18 protein-coding genes are annotated in these 19,762 nt (G+C 73.6%); 10 read left to right on the top strand and 8 right to left on the bottom strand.

Annotated features, from left to right (window positions below):
* The 3 genes from MUY22_RS05725 to MUY22_RS05715 all read right to left on the bottom strand — a co-directional run bounded on the left by MUY22_RS05725 (nucleotide 1) and on the right by MUY22_RS05715 (nucleotide 3,192).
* On the bottom strand, nucleotides 1-741 hold the full coding sequence (locus MUY22_RS05725; protein ID WP_247057816.1) for a hypothetical protein: 741 nt from the start codon (nucleotides 739-741) through the stop codon (nucleotides 1-3).
* Nucleotides 742-823: 82 nt separating this feature from the next.
* On the bottom strand, nucleotides 824-1,501 hold the full coding sequence (locus MUY22_RS05720) for a winged helix-turn-helix domain-containing protein (protein WP_247057814.1): 678 nt from the start codon (nucleotides 1,499-1,501) through the stop codon (nucleotides 824-826).
* A complete protein-coding gene (locus tag MUY22_RS05715; protein WP_247057812.1) occupies nucleotides 1,498-3,192 on the bottom strand; it encodes a BTAD domain-containing putative transcriptional regulator in 1,695 nt (564 codons plus the stop codon). The genes MUY22_RS05720 and MUY22_RS05715 overlap by 4 nt, the downstream gene beginning before the upstream one ends.
* A gap of 25 nt (nucleotides 3,193-3,217) precedes the next feature.
* On the opposite strand from MUY22_RS05715, the gene MUY22_RS05710 reads away from it, so the two are divergent.
* The gene (locus MUY22_RS05710) at nucleotides 3,218-3,883 is read left to right on the top strand and encodes a response regulator transcription factor (RefSeq protein ID WP_247057810.1); all 666 of its coding nucleotides are present in this window, start codon (nucleotides 3,218-3,220) and stop codon (nucleotides 3,881-3,883) included.
* Complete coding sequence (locus MUY22_RS05705) at nucleotides 3,880-5,127, top strand: sensor histidine kinase KdpD (RefSeq protein WP_247057808.1); 1,248 nt, start codon at nucleotides 3,880-3,882, stop codon at nucleotides 5,125-5,127. Before MUY22_RS05710 ends, MUY22_RS05705 begins: the two co-directional genes overlap by 4 nt.
* On the opposite strand, the gene MUY22_RS05700 is transcribed toward MUY22_RS05705, so the two are convergent.
* The gene (locus MUY22_RS05700) at nucleotides 5,114-5,554 is read right to left on the bottom strand and encodes a hypothetical protein (RefSeq protein WP_247057807.1); all 441 of its coding nucleotides are present in this window, start codon (nucleotides 5,552-5,554) and stop codon (nucleotides 5,114-5,116) included. The genes MUY22_RS05705 and MUY22_RS05700 overlap by 14 nt on opposite strands.
* Nucleotides 5,555-5,684: 130 nt before the next feature.
* Here MUY22_RS05700 and MUY22_RS49600 point away from each other — a divergent pair, with 130 nt between their 5' ends.
* Genes MUY22_RS49600 through MUY22_RS05675 form a run of 4 tightly spaced genes read left to right on the top strand, consistent with a single transcriptional unit; the run spans nucleotide 5,685 to nucleotide 11,594 of the window.
* Nucleotides 5,685-7,523, top strand: a complete 1,839-nt coding sequence (locus MUY22_RS49600; protein ID WP_305879355.1) for a fibronectin type III domain-containing protein — start codon at nucleotides 5,685-5,687, stop codon at nucleotides 7,521-7,523.
* Nucleotides 7,520-8,479, top strand: a complete 960-nt coding sequence (locus MUY22_RS05685; RefSeq protein ID WP_247057804.1) for a MoxR family ATPase — start codon at nucleotides 7,520-7,522, stop codon at nucleotides 8,477-8,479. Before MUY22_RS49600 ends, MUY22_RS05685 begins: the two co-directional genes overlap by 4 nt.
* Before the next feature lie 23 nt (nucleotides 8,480-8,502).
* A complete protein-coding gene (locus MUY22_RS05680) occupies nucleotides 8,503-9,606 on the top strand; it encodes a DUF58 domain-containing protein (RefSeq protein WP_247057802.1) in 1,104 nt (367 codons plus the stop codon).
* A complete protein-coding gene (locus MUY22_RS05675) occupies nucleotides 9,603-11,594 on the top strand; it encodes a DUF3488 and transglutaminase-like domain-containing protein (protein WP_247057800.1) in 1,992 nt (663 codons plus the stop codon). The genes MUY22_RS05680 and MUY22_RS05675 overlap by 4 nt, the downstream gene beginning before the upstream one ends.
* A gap of 3 nt (nucleotides 11,595-11,597) precedes the next feature.
* Here the strand turns inward: MUY22_RS05675 and MUY22_RS05670 are convergent, their stop codons facing one another.
* Nucleotides 11,598-13,361 carry a serine/threonine protein kinase gene (locus tag MUY22_RS05670; protein WP_247057798.1) on the bottom strand — a complete coding sequence of 588 codons (1,764 nt, stop codon included), beginning with the start codon at nucleotides 13,359-13,361 and terminating at the stop codon, nucleotides 11,598-11,600.
* Between the two features lie 379 nt (nucleotides 13,362-13,740).
* On the opposite strand from MUY22_RS05670, the gene MUY22_RS05665 reads away from it, so the two are divergent.
* From MUY22_RS05665 to MUY22_RS05655, 3 genes are all read left to right on the top strand, one after another.
* Complete coding sequence (locus tag MUY22_RS05665) at nucleotides 13,741-14,889, top strand: thioester domain-containing protein (protein WP_371827584.1); 1,149 nt, start codon at nucleotides 13,741-13,743, stop codon at nucleotides 14,887-14,889.
* A 156-nt stretch (nucleotides 14,890-15,045) separates the two neighbouring features.
* On the top strand, nucleotides 15,046-15,933 hold the full coding sequence (locus tag MUY22_RS05660; protein WP_247057794.1) for an AraC family transcriptional regulator: 888 nt from the start codon (nucleotides 15,046-15,048) through the stop codon (nucleotides 15,931-15,933).
* A 49-nt stretch (nucleotides 15,934-15,982) separates the two neighbouring features.
* Nucleotides 15,983-16,810, top strand: a complete 828-nt coding sequence (locus MUY22_RS05655) for a carbohydrate-binding protein (protein WP_247057792.1) — start codon at nucleotides 15,983-15,985, stop codon at nucleotides 16,808-16,810.
* A 66-nt stretch (nucleotides 16,811-16,876) separates the two neighbouring features.
* On the opposite strand, the gene MUY22_RS05650 is transcribed toward MUY22_RS05655, so the two are convergent.
* Nucleotides 16,877-17,902, bottom strand: a complete 1,026-nt coding sequence (locus MUY22_RS05650) for a chitinase (RefSeq protein WP_247063667.1) — start codon at nucleotides 17,900-17,902, stop codon at nucleotides 16,877-16,879.
* Nucleotides 17,903-18,144: 242 nt separating this feature from the next.
* On the opposite strand from MUY22_RS05650, the gene MUY22_RS05645 reads away from it, so the two are divergent.
* The gene (locus MUY22_RS05645) at nucleotides 18,145-18,795 is read left to right on the top strand and encodes a PP2C family serine/threonine-protein phosphatase (protein WP_247057790.1); all 651 of its coding nucleotides are present in this window, start codon (nucleotides 18,145-18,147) and stop codon (nucleotides 18,793-18,795) included.
* On the opposite strand, the gene MUY22_RS05640 is transcribed toward MUY22_RS05645, so the two are convergent.
* Both MUY22_RS05640 and MUY22_RS05635 read right to left on the bottom strand, forming a co-directional pair.
* Nucleotides 18,792-18,965, bottom strand: a complete 174-nt coding sequence (locus tag MUY22_RS05640; protein ID WP_247057788.1) for a hypothetical protein — start codon at nucleotides 18,963-18,965, stop codon at nucleotides 18,792-18,794. The genes MUY22_RS05645 and MUY22_RS05640 overlap by 4 nt on opposite strands.
* 249 nt (nucleotides 18,966-19,214) lie before the next feature.
* A complete protein-coding gene (locus MUY22_RS05635) occupies nucleotides 19,215-19,463 on the bottom strand; it encodes a hypothetical protein (RefSeq protein ID WP_247057786.1) in 249 nt (82 codons plus the stop codon).
* Nucleotides 19,464-19,762: the final 299 nt, after the last annotated feature.

Below are 19,762 nucleotides of genomic sequence, written 5' to 3'. Positions count from 1 at the left end.
TCAGCCCACCTTCACGGTGCCGTTGCCGCACACCGAAGCCGTCGACGCGCTGTGCCCGTCGGCCGACACCTTCCGGACGGTCTTGCACGGCCCGATGTCCCGCTGCTGCCCCGCCTTCAGGGTCGCGAGATCGGCCCGCGCCCGCGTCAGCTCGGCCTGCAGGTCCTTGACGCGCTGCTCGGCCTGGGCGACGCCCGGCCGGGTCGCGGCCCGCACGACGAACTTCTTCTGCGGCGCCGCCTTCGCGTGCTGAGCGGCGTGCCGCGTCGCGGGCTTCACCGCGTGGTGCCGCACGCCGGTGACCTGGTGCGCGGCCGGGGCGGCGACGTGCACCTTCGGCGCGGCCTTGTGCGTCGAAGCGGCCTGCTTCACAACAGGCTTCACGACAGGCTTCGAGGCGGGCTTCGAGACGGGCTTGGTTTTGGGTGCCTTGACCGCGGGCGCCTTCACCTCAGGAGCCTTGACGGTCGGCGCCTTCACCTCAGGCGCCTTGACGACCGGTGCCGGGTGCGCAGCCGGGGCCTTCACCGCCGGTGTCTTCACGGCCGGAGACGCGTGCGGCGAAACAGCCGGAGCTGCCGGTGCCTGCGTCATCGGGGCCTGGGCCGCCGCGGCCTGCGGAGCCGCCACGGTGTCGCTCTCGGCGGCCATGGCGTTCGCCGCGGTGGCGCCGATCGCGGCCGTCGCCAGGCCCGCGACGCCGTAGACCGCCGCCCGGCCGATCCGGTTCGGTTTGCTCATCACAGTGCTCCCGGGAATCGAAGAAAGTCCTACCCGGGAATGGTGCGCGATCGCCGTCCAACCGCGATACAGCGCCAATACATCAGGAAAGCGCGAAACCTGTTCCCCGCACGGTCCGCACGATCGGCGGCGGCCCGAGTTTGCGCCGCAGCTGCGCGATCACGACGTCGAGCACGTTGGACGTCGGCGCGACCAGTTCGTCCCACGCCGCCGCCTCCAGTTCGCGCCGCGTGACCGTGCTCCCGGCCGCCTCCAGCAACCGCCGCACCACGGCGAACTCCTTGGCCGTCAAGGAAACGAGCACGCCGGAACGATGGACTTCGTGCCGGTAGACGTCCAGGGAAAGGTCGCCGTGGCGCAGGACTTCGGGCCCCGACGCGACGGCGCGGCGGCACAGGTTCCGCACCCGCGCGATCAGCTCGGCGACGGCGAACGGCTTGCCGAGGTAATCGTCGCCTTCGGCCAGCCCGGCGACGCGGTCGGCGACGCTGTCGTGCCCGGTCAAGAACAGCACGGGAACCGTCCAGCCGGAATTCCGGTGGCCACGGACAAAGCCGAGGGAATCACCGTCCGGCAGTTTCCGGTCGAACACCGCGCAGTCGTAGGAATTGACGAACAATGCTTCGTCCGCGGTCGCCAGGTCGGGCGCCGTGTCGACGGCGAACCCGGCGTCGCGCAACGCCAGCTCGACGGCGAGGCGGATGTCCTCGTCGTCCTCGGTGACCAGTACCCGCACGGGCACCGAGCCTAGCCGGGTCATGCCACGTGCACCCCTTGGTCACCCGGCCGGGAAACCCGCGCCCGGTACCGCCCGGGGCCGGGCGCGGTGAGCAGGTGGACGTCGACCAGCCGTTCCAGCAGCCGCCGTGCCTCGGCCTGGCCCACCCGCAGCCGCCGCGCGACCAGCGGGACGCCGACCTCGCGCGGCAGCCCGGCGAACGCGCGGAACGCCGTCCGCTCGGCCGGGGCGAGCCGCTGCAGGGACGCGTCGAGCCGGGCCGGGGCGACCTCCGCCGCGAGCCACGCGACGACGTCGGCGATCCGCCAGTGCGGCCGCGCGGCGAGCCGGTCGCCGGCCGCGCGCAGCAGATCCGGTAGCCCGCCGCAGAAAGCGAGCAGTTCGCCCAGCGGCCGGGCGTCGCCCGCACACGCGCGGACCAGCGCAGTGGCGGCTTCGTCGTCGAGCGGTGCCAGGGTCAGCCGACGCGCGCCGGGGACGTGCCAGCCGCCGTCGCGGGTCGTGATCAGCGTCCGGGCCGGGCCCGCGCCCGGCAGCAGCGGCGCGATCTGGCGCGCGCTGACGGCGTCGTCGAGGACCAGCAGGATCCGGCGGCCGGCGATCTCGGACCGCCAGAGCGCCGCGCGTTCACCGAGGTCGGCGGGAAGGGCGTCGACGCCGATCGCGCGCAGCAGCCGGGCGAGCACCGCGCCGGGATCGCCGCCGGCACCCAGCTCGACGTGGAACTGGCCGTCCGGGAACCGCTCGGCCAGCTCGTGCGCGAGCCGCACGGCCAGCGCGGACTTCCCCACGCCCGGCATCCCTTCGAGCAGCACGACCGGCTCGGGCGCGTCCCGCAGCAGCGCGAGTTCGGCGTCGCGGCCGGTGAAGCCGGGGACGTCCCGGGGGAGTTCGCGACGCGCCGGAGCGGGCCCGGACAGCGCCCGCCGGTAGGCCGCGGCCAGTCCAGCGCCGGGCTCGACGCCGAGTTCCGCGGCGAGCACCCGCCGCGCGTCGCAGTACGCCGAGAGCGCCTCGCCCCGGCGGCCGGCGGCGGTGAGCGCGTCGACCAGGAGCGTCCACGCGCCTTCGCGCAGCGGGTCCTCGGTGACCAGTTCCCGAAGCAGCACAACGGCTTCACCCGCGCGCCCGGCCGCCTGCCGGGCGCGGGCCAGCAGCTCCCGCAGCTCCCAGCGCAGCTCGCCGAGCCGGACCGCCGCCGCGGCCGGCGGCTTCCCGGCCACCCCCTCGAACGGCCGCCCGCGCCACAGCGCGAGCCCCCGTCCCGCCAGCGCGGCGGCGGTCTCGTGCTCCCCCTCGGCCAGCGCGGCTCCCGCCCGCGCGGCCAGGTCGGCGGCCAGGTCCGCGTCGAGCTCCCCGGGCTCGACGCGGATCCGGTAGGCACCGGGCCGGTGCTCGATGCGCCCGCCGTCGCCCGGCGCCGGCAGGACCCGCCGCAGGCGCCAGATGTAGGTCTTGAGGTTGGCCTCGGCCGACGCGGGCGGGCGGCGGTCCGCCCAGGTCGCGTCCACCAGCTCGTCGACGCTCACCCAGGCGCCCGCGTGCCGCAGCAGCGTCGCCAGCACGGTGACCGGCTTGCCCGGCCCGAGCTCGAGCGCCGCGCCGTCGCGGCCACGCGCCGTCACCGGCCCCAGCACCTGGAAGAGCACCTTTTCCCCCTCGCGGTCCGGGCCGTCCGGCCCGTTGTGCCACCACCGTGCCGCGGCCCGCATGAGGTTTCGATGACATGATCGGCCGGTGAGCCGGGTGCTGGTGGTGGAGGACGACGAGGACCTGCGCACGGCCGTCGCGGTCGAGCTGCGGGCGGCCGGGTTCGACGTCGACGAGGCCGGCGACGTCGCGAGCGCCGACACGGCGTTCGCGCGCCACGCCTACGACTGCGTGGTTTTCGACCGCAAGCTGCCCGACGGCGATTCGCTCGGCTACATCGCCGAGCGACGGCGAACCGGCTGGACGGTCCCGGTGCTGTTCCTGACCGGCCACGCCGGGGTCGCGGACCGCGTCGCCGGGTTCGAGAGCGGCGCCGACGACTACCTCGGCAAGCCGTTCGCGGTGGCCGAGCTGACCGCCCGGGTGCACGCGCTCTGCCGCCGTCCGGCCACCCGGCCGCCGGTGCTGCGGGTGGCCGACCTCGAGGTCGACACCGCCCGCCACGAAGCCCGCCGCGGTGGCGCGCCGCTGGCGTTGAGCGCCCGCGAGTTCGCCGTCCTGGAGTTCCTGATCTCGCGGCCCGGCCGGGCCGTCGCCCGCGCCGACCTGGTCGAACACTGCTGGGACGCCGCAGCCGACCCGATGTCCAACGTCGTCGACGTCGTCATCCGCCGGATCCGCCGCAAGCTCGGCGAACCGGATCTCGTGCACGCCGTCCGCGGGCTCGGCTACCGGCTCGGGGCACCGGCGTGAGCGCGACGTCCGCGGCCCGGCTGCGCCGCCTGCGCTGGCTGCTCGTCTGGCTGTTCACCGGGCTCAACGCGGTCGGGCTCATCCTCTACTGCTGGCTGCTGGTCCGCGACGACGGCCGCAGCCGCGACCTCGCCCTGGACGCCCAGCTCCAGCGCGTCACCTCGACCGTTACCCGGCTGATCCACTACGACGGCGCGATCGTCACGGCCGACGTCGCGCGCGACCCGATGAACGCCGGCTGCCCGCAGTTCGCCGTGCTGCCCGGCGCCGACGTCCGGTTCACCGGCTACCAGTCGGCGCGCACCTGCGTCGCGGTCGACAACGCGACGCTGACCGGGCTCGCGCGCCAGGCCACCGAATCGGGGACGCTGCTGAGCGGCACGGTCCAGGGCGGCGACGGCCTGGTCCGGGTGTGCGCGCAGCCGTTCCTCGAGCCGGGCGGCCGGTACGTCGGCGCGGTCGTGGCCACCCTCGACGCCCAGGAGTCGGCCGACGCGCACGACGAGCGCGTGCTGCTGCTCATCGGCGGGTGCGTGCTGCTCGTCGGCGTCGCCGGGGTCGCGGGGTACCTGATCGCCGGGCGGGCATTGCGGCCGGCCACGAAAGCCCTGGCGCAGCAGGAAATCCTCATCGCCGAGACCGCGCACGACCTGCGGACGCCGGTCGCGGCCCTGCGCGCGCTGGCCGAGACGGCGTTGCGCAACCCCGCGCACAGCGCCGACCTGCTGCCGCGCACCGTGCGGCTGGCCGGGCGGATGGGCGAGATCATCGACGGCCTGCTCGTCCGGGCCCGGTTGTCGGCGGGCGCCGACCAGCTCGCCGTCCGGCGCGTCCGGCTCGACGAGCTCGTCGCCGGCGTCGTCCGCGAAACCCCGGCCGAGGGCGGCGAAGTCACGCTCACCGCGGCCCCCACCGAGATCGACGCCGACCCGGTCCTCGTGCAGCGGGCCATCGCGAACCTGCTCGACAACGCCCTGCGCTACGGCCACGAGCCCGGCGCGCGGGCGGTCGTGCACATCACCGTGGCGGGCGGCCGGGTCACCGTCGCCGACCACGGCCCCGGCGTCGACGCGGCCCGCGCGGAAGCGGCGTTCGAGCAGTTCACCGGCGAGGGCTCGTCGAGCGGGCTCGGGCTGTCGATCGTGCGGTGGGTCGCGCAGGCCCACGGCGGCGAGCTGCGCGTCTACAACGCCGAGCAGGGCGGCGCGATCTTCGAGCTGGTGCTGCCGCTCAGCGCACCGTGAACGGCGCCCACGGCGGCAGGCTCAGCGGGCCGTCGCCGGTGTCGTAGGCCAGGTAGGCGAAGTAGCGGCCGGGCGCCGGAAACGCCGTGGTGACCACGAAATCGGCGGCCGACGGCGTCAGCGGGAAGTCCGGGCGGGCCGGGAAGTCGTGGAACGCGCCGCGGTCGTCGCGGATCTTCACCACGAGCGTCCGCAGCCGGACCGGGCGATCGCCCGCGACGCGCACGCGGGCGGTGACCGGCTGCCCGGCGACGGGCGTGGCCGGCTCGAGCGTCACCGAGCCGACGACCGTCAGCGGGCCGGCCCCGGCGGTCACGGGCAGCACCGGATCGTCGGCGGCGCGGGCGAGCGCGAAGGTCAGCAGGCCGGTCAGCGCCGGCACGGCCAGCAGCCCGGCCACCGCCGTGACCGGCCGGTTCGCCGCCATCCGGCCCCCTCGGTGTACGCGGAATGGACCCGGACTGTATCCGATGGCTTACGCTGAGCGGGTGCAGGGAAGTGGCGTGAAGGGTGGCGCGCCGCGGGGGGCCGGCCGGGGTTTGCGGTCGAGACTGCCCGTGGCGCTGGTCGCGATCGGCGGGGTCGCGGTGGTCACGTTGGCGCTCACGGGAGCCGTGAGCCCGACGTCCGGCCTGTCGTTTTCGCCGTCCGGGCACTGGGTGGTCAACCCCGGGCTCGGGCTCGTGCTGCACGTCAACGGCGCTTCGCGCAGCGTCGACGCGAAGGCCGCCGTGCCCGGCCTCGCACCGGGGGATTCCGTGGTGCAGGGGGATTCCAGCGGGTACGTCGTCGGGCCGTCGCAGGCGACGCAGTTCGGCAAATCCGACCTCGCGGTGACCGGCAGCACCCCGCTCCCGGTCACCGGGGAACACCCGGTGCTGCTCGAAACCGACGGCGGGCCCTACCTCGTCTTCCGCGACGCCGGCAGCGTCGTGCGGCTCGGTGACACCATGACCGTCGTTCCCGCGGGCGGGAAGCTCGGCGATCCGGTGGCCGCGAAGGACGGCACGGTGTGGGTCAACCGCGTCGACACCGGCTCGGTCTGCGACCTGCCGAAGGCCGCCGATCAGCTCGTCTGCCCCGCCGCGGCGCCGCCCGGGCACGCCGGCGCCCTCACCCTGGTGGGGGAAAAACCGGTCTTCGTCGACACCACGGCCGGCACGTTCAGCGCGGTCGGTCCCGGCGGTCTCGAACCGGCCGTCGCGCTCGGCGTCGACGTCCCGCCCGGCGCGCGCGTCGCGGGCTCGGACGCGCAGGGCCGCGTCGCGATCTTCGACCCGTCCGCCAACCGGTTGCACCTGGTCGACACGGCCGCGCTGACCCGCGACCGGCCGGGCGTCCCGCCGATCACCGTCGACGTCCCGCCGGGCGACTACGCGACCCCGGCCGCCACCGGCGACACCGTCGCGCTGCTCGACAAGCACGGCCGGACGCTGCGCACCTACGGCGCCGACGGCCGCGGCCGCGACGTCACGCCGATCCCGGCCGAGCCGGGCGATCCGCGGCTCAGCAAGGGCGAGGACCAGCGGCTCTACATCGACGGCGACGCCGGCAAGCACGTCGTGGTCGTCGACCCGGACGGCTCGGCCGCCGACGTCCCGGTCGTCGCGGACCCGCCGAAACAGCCGCCGCCGGTCGCACCGCCGCCGGTCACGCCGACCCCGCCGCCGTCCTCCGGCCGGCCGGATCCGCCGCGGCCGCCCGCGCCCCCGAAGCCGGCTTCGACGCGCCCCGCGGCCCCGCCGTCGCGAACCACACCACCGGCACCGCCCGCACCACCTGCCTCGCCGCCGGTGGTCGCCGCGCCCGCGACACCGCCGGGCGTGCCGGGCGGGCTGTCCGCCTCGGTCAGCGGGTCGACCGCGGCGGTCCGCTGGTCGGCCGCGGCTCCGAACGGCGCCGCCGTCACGGCCTACCACGTCAGCTGGGCCCGCACGGACGGCTCGGGCGCGGGCTCGCTCGACACGGCCGGCCGCTCCGCGTCCATTCCGGGCCTGGTGGCGGGCGCGACCTACCGCGTCCAGGTCGCGGCGCAGAACAGCGCCGGGCGGGGCGCGGCGGCGTCGACGACCTTCACGCGGGCGGCGCCGAAACCGACCGTCAAAGTCAGTCAGGGGACCCGTCCCCAAGGTGCTGATCGAAACTGTGGCGAGTCCGAGGACATCCCGGACTGCGCGTACATGCACGTGGTGCTGACCGGGTTCGAACCGAACACGACCTACCACCTCATGCCGCACGCGACCAACGACGGCTACAGCAACGACGGCATCGACAAGACCACTGACAAGAACGGATCCTTGACCGTGAACTCGTTCTACTACTACGCCGTGGGTTACACGGTGTGGGTGACGGTCGGCTCGGTCAGCTCCAACCGCCTCGTCTGGCGGGCGTCTTGAGCGCTCGCGCCGCCGAGGTCTACCGCGCGATCGCCGACAACGTCAGCCAGGTCGTGCGCGGCAAGCCGGAGCTGATCCGGCTGACCGTCGCCGCGTTGTTCGCCGAGGGGCACCTGCTGCTGGAGGACGTCCCGGGCGTCGGCAAGACGACGCTGGCGCAGTGCCTCGCGCGCAGCGTCGGCGGGACCTGGCACCGCATCCAGTTCACGCCGGACCTGATGCCGGGCGACATCACCGGCGTCACCGTCTACCGGCAGAAGGACGAGGACTTCGTCTTCCACCCCGGCGGGGTGTTCGCGAACGTCGTCGTCGCCGACGAGATCAACCGCGGCACGCCGAAGACGCAGTCGGCGCTGCTCGAGGTGATGAGCGAGCAGCGGGTCACCGTCGACGCCGTCGGGCACGACGTGCCGCGCCCGTTCCTCGTGGTGGCGACGCAGAACCCGATCGAGATGGAGGGCACCTACCGGCTGCCCGAGGCCCAGCTCGACCGGTTCCTGATGCGGCTGACCGTCGGCTACCCCGACCTCGCCTCGGAGGTCCTGGTGATCATGAGCGAGGCGGCCGGGGTGAGCCCGCGCGACCTGCCCGCGGTCGTCGACCTGCCGACCGTGACGGCGGCGATCGCCGAGGTCCGGGCGTCCCACGTGGACCGTGGGGTGTGCGAGTACGCGGCGCGCCTGGCGGCGGCCACCCGCGGTCACCCGTCCGTGCGGTTCGGCGCCAGCCCGCGCGGCAGCATCGCGCTGGTCCGCGCCGGGCAGGGGCTGGCGGCCACCGCCGGCCGCGCCTACGTCACCCCGGACGACATCAAGGACGTCGCGATCCCGGTGCTCGCGCACCGGCTGGTGCTCACCGCCGAGGCCGAGCTGGGCCGGCGCGGCGCCGACGAGATCGTGCGCGAGGTGCTCGACGCCGTCCCGGCACCCGGGCCGCTGCCCGTCGCCGCGCGGTGAACGTGCGGCTCACGCCGCGTGGCGTGGCCTTCCTCGTCGTCTCGCTGCTGCTCTTCGGCGGCGGCCAATGGGGTGGGTACCCGCTGCTGCGGGCGCTCGGCGCGGCCGGCCTCGGTGCGGTCGCGGCGGCGATCGCGCTGACCGCGCGCCGGGTCCGGGTCGACGTCACGCGGGCGGTGCACCCGGACCGCGTCGAACGGGGTGAACCCGCGCTGGCCCGGCTGACCGCGACGGCGCCCGGCCGGCGGCAGAGCGGGTGCTACGCCACCGACCGGGCCGGCCGGTTCCGGCGGACCGTGCGGATCCCGCCGCTGCACCCCGGCGTCAGCCGGACCCTGCACTACGAACTGCCGACGTCGGTGCGCGGGCGCCAGACCGTCGGCCCGCTGAGCCTGCACCGGGCGGACCCGTTCGGGCTGGCGCGCAACCGCGTCGCGACCGGCGAAACCGCGACGTTGTGGGTGCACCCCCGCCGGTACGCGGCCAAGGCGCCGTCCGCGGGCAATCCGCGTCACCACCACGAAGGCGTCACCTCCGACGACTCCCTGCGCGGCTCGACCGACCTGCAGGAGATCCGCGAGTACCAGCCCGGCGACGAGGTGCGGCACCTGTACTGGAAGGCCACGGCGCGCACCGGCCGGCTGATGGTGCGCGACTACGCCGACCCGGAGCAGCCGCGGTTCACCCTGCTGCTCGACACCCGCCGGGACGTCTTCGGGCCGGAGCTGTTCGAGGAAGCCGTCGACCTCGCGGCGTCGCTGCTGGTGGCCGCCGCTCAGGCCGGCCGGCACACGCGGCTCGTCACGCCCGGAGGCACGGATCGGCCGTCCGCGGGCGGCATGGCCGCGGTGCTGCCCCTGCTGGACGAGCTCTGCGAACTCCGTCAGTCCGAAGTGGACACGGCGTTGGTGCCGGCCGGCCTGCTGCACGGGTCGGGTGGCGGCTGCCTCGCGGTCGTCACGGCGACGGCGGACCCGTCGACGCTGGCCGAACTGCGGCCGCGGTACCGCGTGGCGTACGTCCTCGAACTCGGCCCGCCCGCGCCGCCGCGCGCGGGTTCCGGCGTCCTGGTGCTCCGCGCGGGGCAAGCTCGCGAAGCCGTCGCGCGGTGGAACGAGGTCGCGTGACGACCCGGTTGGCCGTGGTGGCGGCCGTCGCCGTCGCGGGCCTGCTGTTCGGGCCGGTGTTCGGCTGGACGCCGCTGCTGCTGCCGGTGCTCGTCACGGCGGCCGTGCTGTTCGGCGTCGCGCAGCTGTGCGAACTGCGGCCCGGGCCGGCGACCTGGCGCCCGGTGCTGCTGGTCGTGGCGGGCCTGCTCGCGGTCGTCGGGACGGTGCTGGTCCCCATGTCCTTTGTGGACATTCCCGGTGCGCTCGGCACCGGCGTCACGCGGTCGTGGCGGCTGGTGCTGCAGTCGACGTGGCCCGCCCGGCCCGAGCCCGCGCTGCTGGTGTTCGTGCCGCTGCTGGTGGTGCTCGCCGGGACCGCGGCGCTGGAACTGCTGGCGCGCCTGCGCCGTCCGCTGCCCGCGCTCGCGCCGAGCGCCGTGGTCCTGGTGCTCAGCCAGCTGTTTTCGGCGGCGACCGGGCTGACGGCGTTGGTCGCCGCGGTCGCGTACTTCGCGTGCGTGCTGACCGCGTGTGTCACCGCGCGGGCCGGCGCGGTGGCGGTCCCGGTGACGGCGTTGGTGGCGGTGGTGCTGGCCGGAAGCCTGCCTTCGGCGGCGGCGTATTCGCTTCAGGAGCAGGAGGTGCCGCGCGTCGACGTCCGCACGGGCAGCCCGCTCGACGAGATCGCCGCCCGGCTCGCGCGGCCCGGCGAGCCGGTGTTCGACGTCCGCGGCGCGAGCCCGGACCGGTGGCCGCTGGTGGTGCTCGACGCCTTCGACGGCGTCGAGTGGACGGCCGGCCACGACTACCGCCGGCTGGGCCGCGAACTGGCACCGCCGCCCGCGGTGCCGGTGCGGCGGGACAGCGCGGAGATCAGCGTCCGGCCCGGGCAGGGCCCGTGGCTGCCTTCGCAGCCGCTGCCCGCGGCCGTGACCGGCGCCGATCCGCTGGTGGAGGCGGCCGAGGGGTCGCTGCTGGCACCGGTTCCCGACGCTCCCACGACGTACTCACTGAGCTGGTGGACGCCCGAGGTCTCCACCGCGGCCCAGCTGGACGGCGCCGCGCCGGGCGGGCTGGCCGACGTCGGCGCGGTCCCGGACGGCATCCCGGAGCTGGCCGCGCAGGCGGTGCACGGCCTGCGTCCGACGTTCGAGAGCGCACTGGTTCTGGAGCGTTTCTTCCGCGACGGCTACCGCCGCGCGACGGGCACCGCGCTGCCCGCCGGCCACGGCTGGCCGCAGCTGCGGGATTTCCTGCTGGTCACGAAGAGAGGAACAAGCGAACAGTTCGCGGCGGCGTACGTCGCGCTGGCGCGCATCCTCGGCATCCCGGCCAGGCTGGTCGTCGGCTACCGCCCCCCGCCGGGCGCGACGACGGTGCGCAACGGCGACGTCCTGGCGTGGCCGGAGGTGGCGGTGACGGGCGTGGGCTGGGTCCCCCTGGACCCCAGCGGCTCGGCTTCTTCGGCTACGGGTTTGGCCGCCATGACCGACCGGGCGCGGGCCGCGTTGCCGCCGTCGCAGGAGCTGAAGGACCCGCCGGTGGCCCCGCCGACGGCTGTGAGTTCCCCGTCTCCGGTCTCCGGTTCTTTCACGTTCCCGTTCGGTGTCTTCTTCGTGGGTCTGGGCCTGCTTCTGGTGCTGTGGCTGGTGGGCGTTCCGCTGGCGAAGACACTGCGGACTTGGCGACGCCGTTCGCGGCCCGGAGCCGGGGCGGTGCGGGGGGCGTGCGAGGAGGTCCGCGACCGCTTGCGAGACCTGCGGGTCCCGCTGCGGCCGGGGATGACGCTCCGGGACTACGCCGGGTTGGTCCCCGCCGCCGGGGGCGGTCTCACGGAGCTGAGTTCCATTGTGGACAGTGCTTTGTGGTCTGGTAGCCCGGCGGGCGACGAGGGCTCCCGAGCCTGGGCGGCGGTTCGCGCGGTACGCGCCGGGCTGCGGGGCAGTGGTTTTGTGGCCCGGGTACGGGGTGCGCTGAACCCGAGGTCGTTGTTCACGCGGGGTTGACGCTCACCGGCCGCAGGTGGCGCCGCGGAGGGGCTGGGGCTGGCTCTCCACGGTGTGGGTCCCGTCGGTGGCCTGAACCAGGAAGCAGTACTTGCGCCCCGGATCGACGGGGATCCGCAGCGTGCGATTCCGGTCGGCGTACCGGGTTTTCGCCGGTTCACCTTCGGCCGCCACGATGACCGCGAACTCCAGGGTGCCCGTCGCATGCCAGGCGAGGTCGACGTAGCTGCCGCCGTCGGCCGGGGGATCGAGCACCAACGCCGGACCGCTCGCACTGCTGGCGGCCGCAGAGCTGGCCGCGGGCGCCGCCGGCGGCGCCGGGGTGAGCGGGGCCGGATCGTCACGCAGCAGGACGACGGCCACCACCACGACAACCGCGACCAACGCGGGAACGCCGAGCAGCACCCCGAGCCGCCCACTACGCCGAGGCCGCGAGGCCGGCCCGGAGACGGCGACGAGCGAACGCCCGGATTCACCCCGGTCCCTGCCGAACGCCCGGGCGGAGTCGCCACGGTCCCCAGTGAGTGCACCACGGTCGCCGCCGGGCGCCCGCCCTGGTTCCGGACCGGAACCGGCGGCTGAGCGGTCGGATTCGAACCGGTCGCCGTTGAACGAGCGGGTGAGTGCGCCGCGGTCGCCGCCGGGCGCTCGGCCTCGCTCCGGACCGGATCCGGTAGCCGAGTGGGTGGAGTCGGCTCGGTCGCCAGTGAACGATCCGGTGTGTGCACCACGGTCGCCGCCGGGCGCTCGGCCCGGTTCTGGACCGAATTCGGCGGCCGAGCGGGCAGATTCGCCGCGGTTGCCAGTGAACGAACCGGTGAGTGCGCCGCGGTCGCCGGTTGGTTCGGCTGGTGTCTGGCCCGGTTCCCCGCCGAACCCGGAGGACGTGCGGCCGAAGTCAGGCTGCTCGCCCGCGACCGAGCGCCCGAGCCCGAAACCGTTCTGATCCCCGGCGAACGAGCGGCCCGGCCCGGCAAGCGGTCCGCCCAAGGTCGGAGCCGCTGTGCCGCTCGGCCTCTGCGTCACCGGGGTTCCCGGCGTCGAAGCCTGGTCCGCCGCCAACTCCGCCAAGCGCCCGGCGACGTACGCGGCGTCGATCGGCCGGTTCGCCGGGTCGGGCGAAAGCAACCCCGTCACCAGGTTCTCCAGCCCCGGCGGCAGGTCCGGCCGTCCGATCGGCGCCGGAAAGCCGTGCAGGATCCGTAGTACGTGGTCCGGCGAGCCGTCGCCGGAGAACGGTGGCCGGCCCGTTGCCGCGTAGTACAGCAGCGCTCCCAGGCCGTACAGGTCCGCGCGCTCGTCGGTGATCGCGTCGCGGACCGTTTCCGGGGCGCGGAATCCCAGCGCCGATGTCTCGCCGCCGAACGCTGTTCGCAGGGCCAGGCCGGCGTCCGTCAACACCGGTTCGCCGTCCGGGCGGAAGAGGACGTTCCCGGGGGTGAGACCGCCGTGGACTACGCCCGCCGTGTGGATGGCTGCCAGAGCCGTGGCCAAGGCCTCGCCCAGGGCCGTTGTGTCCGCCGCGTCCAGGGGGCCCAGGTCCGCCAGGGACTGTGAACACAACGGCAGCCGCAACACCGCGCGGCCATCCGGCAACGCGTCGATGTCCGGGAGCAGTACGGAAGTGCCCCGCAGCCGGGCCAGTTCGCGCTCCAGCGCACTCCGCGTCGGGCGGTCCAGCGGGCCGGGGAAGATCTTCAGTGCGAATGCCGTGTCCCCCTCGACACCCGCGTAGACCTCGGCGACCGGTCCGGTCCCGACCAGCACCAGGTCGTCGAACGGCGTGTCGATCGTCATCGTGAGCGCGGTCCCCCGGGGTCGTGCGAAAGTTTCACCCCGAATTCTCCCACGGCGACCCCCGTGCGCCATACCGTCCACAGTGGTCGATCAAGAGTCCGGTTTGTCGGGTATGCGCACCCCGGAAAACGCGGTTTCGAGGTAGCAATCTGCACTTTTCTGGCTTCTTCTTGCCCTTCTGCACAACACATTCGAGTTAACGGGGACACCGGAAGTGGCCTCTGTGAGGTCCATGTATGCTCCGGTGTCGCTTGACCGGGTGATCAGTCACCCGAATTGGTGGCCGTCGTGATCGGGGCTGGTCTCACGCGGTCATTGACTTCGTGATTCGGGCTTGGATAGGAGATTTATGCAGGTCAGGTCAGGACTCGTGCGTGGCGGGATCGCGGCTCTCGCCGCGGCCGCCGCTGTCATGGTCGGCGCTCCGGCCGCCCTCGCCGACGACGGTGCCGCTCACGGCCGGGTCGACGGAAACGGTGGCACCGTCGGTTACCGGCTCAACCTCGGGAAGGGCGGCGACTACATCGCCGAGCTGTTCTCGATGAAGCTGTCCGACGGCAGCACCCTCAAGCTCTACTGCGTGCAGATCACCGTCGGCCTGCGGACCGACGTCGACATGGTCGAGCGCCCGTGGAACAAGTACCCCGCCAAGGGCCCGTTCAACGAGAACAGCCCGAAGATCAACTGGGTCCTGCACCACGGCTACCCGGGCACCGGCCTCGACGCGCTCGGCAGCGCGCTGGGCAAGGCGGGCGTCACCGTCCACGGCGGCGTCTCCGAGCGTGAGGCCATCGCCGCGACGCAGGCCGCGGTGTGGCACTTCAGCGACGGCGTGAACCTCGACGCCACCAAGCCGCTGGCCGAGGAGAACTCGGCCGACGCCAACGCCGACGTCGCCGCGCTGTACGGCTACCTGACCGGTGACCAGAACAAGGGTCTCGCCGCGCAGCCGAAGCCGACGCTGAACGTCGCCGCGGACAAGACCGAAGGCACCGCGGGCAGCAAGATCGGCCCGTTCTCGGTCGCGACCTCCGGTGACATCACCGCGCTGACCAGCCAGCTGCCCGACGGCGTCAAGATCACCGACGCCGACGGCAAGGAGCTGAAGGCTTCGGACGTCAAGGACGGCACCAAGCTCTACGTCGACATCCCGGCCGGCACCAAGCCGGGCAAGGGCGCCTTCGAGCTCAAGGCCAGCGGTGAGCTGGACACGGGCCGTCTGTTCGTCTCCGAGAACTACGCGCGGCAGCCGGCCCAGTCGCTGATCGTCGCCGACTCGGAGAAGACCGAGGTGACCGCGAACGCGGCCGCCAGCTGGACCGAGGCCGGCGCGCCGGCCACGAGCCCCGCGCCGACCACCCCGGCCGGTTCCCCGGGCGGTGGCGGCGAGCTCGCCAACACCGGTGTCGACGCGGCCGTGCCGTTCACCGTCGGCGGCCTGCTGCTCGGTGGCGGCGCGCTGATGCTGCTGGTGAGCCGTCGCCGCAGCCGTGCGTGAGCTGAACTGAGCTGAACCGAACGAAGCGGGGCCGGTCCACAGTGGACCGGCCCCGTTTTCGCACCCGACGAACGGATTGCGACCTTCGGGGCGAAAGCGGCGAACCGTGCACGCAGTGGTCTAGACTTTTCCGCCGACCGGCGAAGGGACGAGACCATGCGCGGTACGACCGTTCCGCCCGGGACGCCGTGTCCCTCGCCGCGCGCGGGGGAGCTGCCGGTGCACCGGCTGGAGCTGCCGGCGCCGCACGCGGTGCCGTTCGCCGTCGGGACGTTCGACACGATCGGGCCGCTGTCGCGCGCGGAGTTCCCGCACCGGCACACCTTCCACGAGCTCGTGCACGTCACCGGCGGCACCGGGACGCACGTCGTCGACCTGGCCCGCTGGCCGCTGCGGCCGCCGCACCTCGGCGTCATCGCCGCCGGCCAGGTGCACCACTGGGCCGGCGTCCGGGGCCTGTCCGGGCACGTCGTGCTCTTCACCGACGACTTCCTGCTCGACTACCCGGCCGACCGCGAGCTCCTGCGCCGGCTGGGCGAACGGCCGTGGCTGGAGCTGGACGACCGCGCCGACGCCGACGTCACGCGGCTCGTCACCGAGCTGGAGGCGGAACACCGCCGCGGCGCGGACTCGGTGGTGCGGGCGCTGCTGCACGTCCTGGTGGTGCGCGTGGGACGCCTTCCCGGGACGCCGGACGCGCCGCCCGTGCGCGCCGGGGCGGTGGCGGCGGAGTTCGCCCGGCTCACCGGACGCGCCGACCTCGGGCTGTGGTCGGTGCACGCGCACGCCGAACGCATCGGCGTCACCCCGGGGTACCTCACGGAAGCGGTCAAGGCCGCGACCGGCCGCACGGCCGCGCAGCTCGTGCGGGAGGCGCGGGTCCGGGAGGCCAAGCGGTTCCTGCTCCGGACGGACCTGACCGTCCGGCAGGTCGCGAGCCGCGTCGGGTTCGCCGATCCGGCGTACTTCTGCCGGTTCTTCCGGCGGGAGACCGGGCTGAGCCCCGGCGACTTCCGCCGCACCGGCGAGAAGCACCACGACTGACGGCGCCAGTCCATCGTCGGCGGCCCGGGGCGCTCCTACCGTCGAGAGCATGGACGAAGAGACCAAGCTGAGCCGCAAGACGGTGCTGCGGGCCGCGTTGGCCGCCGGTGTCGCGGCGCCCGTCGCGCTGCTCGGCGGCCCCGCGCTCGCCCGCACCGCGGCCGTGGGCGGCCAAGCGCCGGAGCTGACGCCGTCGTGCCACGACGACGACGATCCGACGCCTGAACAGACCGAAGGCCCGTACTTCAAGCCGAATTCGCCGGAGCGGACCTCGCTCGTCACGCCGGGAACCCAGGGCACGCGGCTGACCGTGACGGGTTACGTCTTCGGGCTCGCGTGCCTGCCGGTGAACCGCGCGCTGCTGGACTTCTGGCAGGCGGACGTCAACGGCGCCTACGACAACACCGGCTTCACCTTCCGCGGCCACCAGTACACCAACGCTCAAGGCGCGTTCACGCTTTCGACGATCGTGCCCGGCCTCTACCCGGGCCGCACCCGGCACATCCACGTGAAGGTCCAGGCGCCGGGCCGGCCGATCCTGACCACGCAGCTGTACTTCCCGAACGAGCCGCGCAACAACACCGACACGATCTTCGACGCGCGGCTGCTGATGACCGTGCGGGACAACGGGAGCGCGAAGGAGGCCGCGTTCGACTTCGTGCTGAACGTGCCACAGACGCCGACCACCACCGGCACGCCGCCGACCACGTCCACGACGTCGACGCCGCCCGGCGGCACCACCTGGGCGGCGGGCACCGCCTACGCGGCCGGCGCCCGCGTCACCTACAGCGGCCGGGATTACGTGTGCTTACAGGGGCACACGGCCCAGCCGGGCTGGGAGCCCCCGAACGTCCCCGCGTTGTGGCGGACGGCCTGAGGCTCCCAGTGTGGGGCGTGAGTGCGTAACGGTGTTCTAGCACTGTTACGCACTCACGACCGGGGGTCAGCAGTAGAGGTTGGCGCCGGGGTCGACGCCGAGGACCGAGCTGATCGAGCGGTACTTGGAGACGCGGCTCTCGACCTGGGCCGGGTTGCCGCCGTTGCACTCGATCGAGCCGTTGATGCTGCGGATGGTCTCGCCGAAGCCGCGGCCGTTGACGATCGCGTTGTGCGGCGTCATCGTGCCCGGGCCGGTCTGGGTGTTCCAGTACCAGAGGCCGGTCTTCCACGCGACGGCCGAGTTCTGCTCGACCTGCCAGGGGTTGCCGAGCAGGTCGATGCCGAGCGCGTCACCCGCGGCCTTGTAGTTGAAGTTCCAGCTGAGCTGGATCGGGCCGCGGCCGTAGTACGCCGCCTGGCCGGCCGGGCAGCCGTAGGACTGGCTGTAGTCGCAGTAGTGCGGGTAGTTGGCCGTGTTCTGTTCGACGATGTAGACGAGGCCGCCGGTCTCGTGGTCGACGTTGGCCAGGAACGCGGCCGCCTCCTGCTTCTTCACCGTGTCACTGCCCGTGTTCGCGAAGCCGGGGTAGGCGGACAGCGCCGCGGTCAGGCCGCTGTAGGAGTAGAAACCGTTGCGGCCCGGGAAGATCTGGTTGAACTGCGCTTCGCTGACGACGAACGAGCCCGGGTTGCCGGGGTTCGTGCCGCCGCCGTCGCAGCTGTAGGGCTCCCAGTACCAGGTGCTGATGATCGGGTCGTAGCCCGGGTTCGCGTTCTTGGCGCGGTAGTAGCCGCCGTTGGTGTACTTGACGACCGCGCCGACGTCGTACCACTGGCCCGCGACCCAGTTGGGCGCGTTGCAGGTCGTCCCGCCGCCACCGCCGCCGTCGCAGCTGTAGGGCTCCCAGTACCAGGTGCTGATGATCGGGTCGTAGCCCGGGTTCGCGTTCTTGGCGCGGTAGTAACTGCCGTTGGTGTACTTGACGACCGCGCCGACGTCGTACCACTGGCCGGCGACCCAGTTGGGCCCGCTGCACGCCGCGGCGGCGGCCTGCGGGGCGGCGGTGGACAACGCGGGGACACCGAGCACGAGCGCGGCTGCGGCCGCAAAAGCGGAAATCACCGCGACAAGACGTCTTCTCAAGGCTCGCTCACTCCTTCGGCCACGACAGGGTCCGGACGTGGGGAGGCGTCCGGGTGTCGAAGAGGGGGTGCTCATCCGGCCGGGAAGAACGTGACACCAGTCACTAGAGCAGATTGGTCTAGTCCAGTCAAGAAACCCGGCCCGCGCGGGCAACGGGTGTGCGCGAACGGCCCTGGCATGATGCGGCCATGACCGGACATGTCACGCGCGCCGCCGCGGGCAGCGACGTCGGACGCCGCTACTCCGCCAACTTCGATGTCGTGCACCTGACCGAGGATCCGTTGCTCGCGGTGGTCGCCGACGGAATGGGTGACGGCGAAGGCAGCCGAATGGCCGGACGGACCGCGGTCGACGTCTTCGTCGCGGGCGCAGGTGATTCCGCGGACTCGTTGCGGGAAGCGGTCGCTTCGGCGCAACGGCAGGTGACCGAGTCCGGCGGCGGGCACTGGCTCGTCCAGATCGGCGACTCGCGGGCCTACCGGCTGCGCGACGGCCTGCTGGAGCTGCTCACCACCGACCACACGATGGCCTGGCTCGGTGCGGTCAACGGCTGGTACGCGTTCGACTCGCCCCAGGCGTCGGCCGCGCGGTACCAGCTGACGCGCTACATCGGGCACCCCGCGCACCCGGAGCCGGACGTGCTTAGCCTCGCGCTGCGCCCGGGCGACGTCCTGCTGCTGTGCAGCGACGGTGTCGCCGAGCAGGTGCCCTACGAGCGGATCCGCGAGATCCTCGGGCGGCTCGCGCCGCCGGACGAACAGGTCCGGCAGCTGCTGGCCGTCGCGGAGGAGGCGGGCGGCCAGGACAACGCGACGGCGGTCGTCGTCCAGGTGGCCTAGCTCTCCCTCGTCACAGCGAACGCGGGCCGCACGGTGTTCTCGAAGCGGGTCGTGGCGCTGATCCGGTCGCCCGCGAGCGTGAGGACGTACGGGCCGGTGGCGTGCCGGACGCCGGTGGCGGCGCGCAGGTAGGACCCGAACGCCGGCCGGCCGTTGGCGCGGGTGGGCACGAGACGGTCGTGTCCAGTACGCCGGGCGCCCGCTCGCCGCGCGAAGCGTGCTCAGGCACCGGTTGGTGGCGATCCGGTAGAGCGAGGCGCGGCCGTCGAAGCCGCCGAGCGGCCGGCCATGGGGAAGATCGTCATCAGCGAGAACGTGTCGCTCGACGGGGTCGTCCAGGACCCGGTCGGGCCGGCGAGGACCGCGACGTCCAGTGCGGTTGCCGGACACGCCCCTCGACGTGTCCGGCAAGTCCGCGGTCATCGCGTTTGCGGGATCCGCACCTTCGCCGGCGGCGCGAGCAGCAGCAGCCGCTGCAGCCGGGCGCGGCCCAGCCGGTGGAGCATCTCCCCGAGCTCCTCCGGCGCGATGCAGCTCTCGAGGTCGATCCGCGTCACGTGGATGACGCGGTCGATCTCCGTGACCGGGAGCCGTGCGCCGAACTCCCCGGTCAGCCACACCCCGACCTCGTCGACGACGTTGTCCGCCCGGTGGCTTCGTACGGTCATCGCTTTCCTCGTTTCGGCTCGCTGGGCACCCAGGTCGAGGCCGGGAAATGCCGGCCTGACGCGGGTTCGACGACCGAGTGCGGGAGCCATGACGCGGAACGGCGAAATTGGTCGCGAGAAAGCTTTCCGTGGTCGAGCGGGTGGGATCCGTGACGACCTGCGTCACTCACATGGGCGGAACTCCGACCCCAGTTGTCGGCCGATCGGGTGGAAATCCGGGGAACGTCCCCGATCGGCCGTACGTCCCAGGACGCTGGAGAGGTCTGGTGGGGTGCGGGTGTTCCCTTGCGGGACGCGGA

This window comes from Amycolatopsis sp. WQ 127309 (genome assembly GCF_023023025.1).
GTDB lineage: Bacteria > Actinomycetota > Actinomycetes > Mycobacteriales > Pseudonocardiaceae > Amycolatopsis.
Note: the sequence above shows the minus strand (reverse complement) of the source record. Positions and strands in the feature narration are given on the sequence as shown.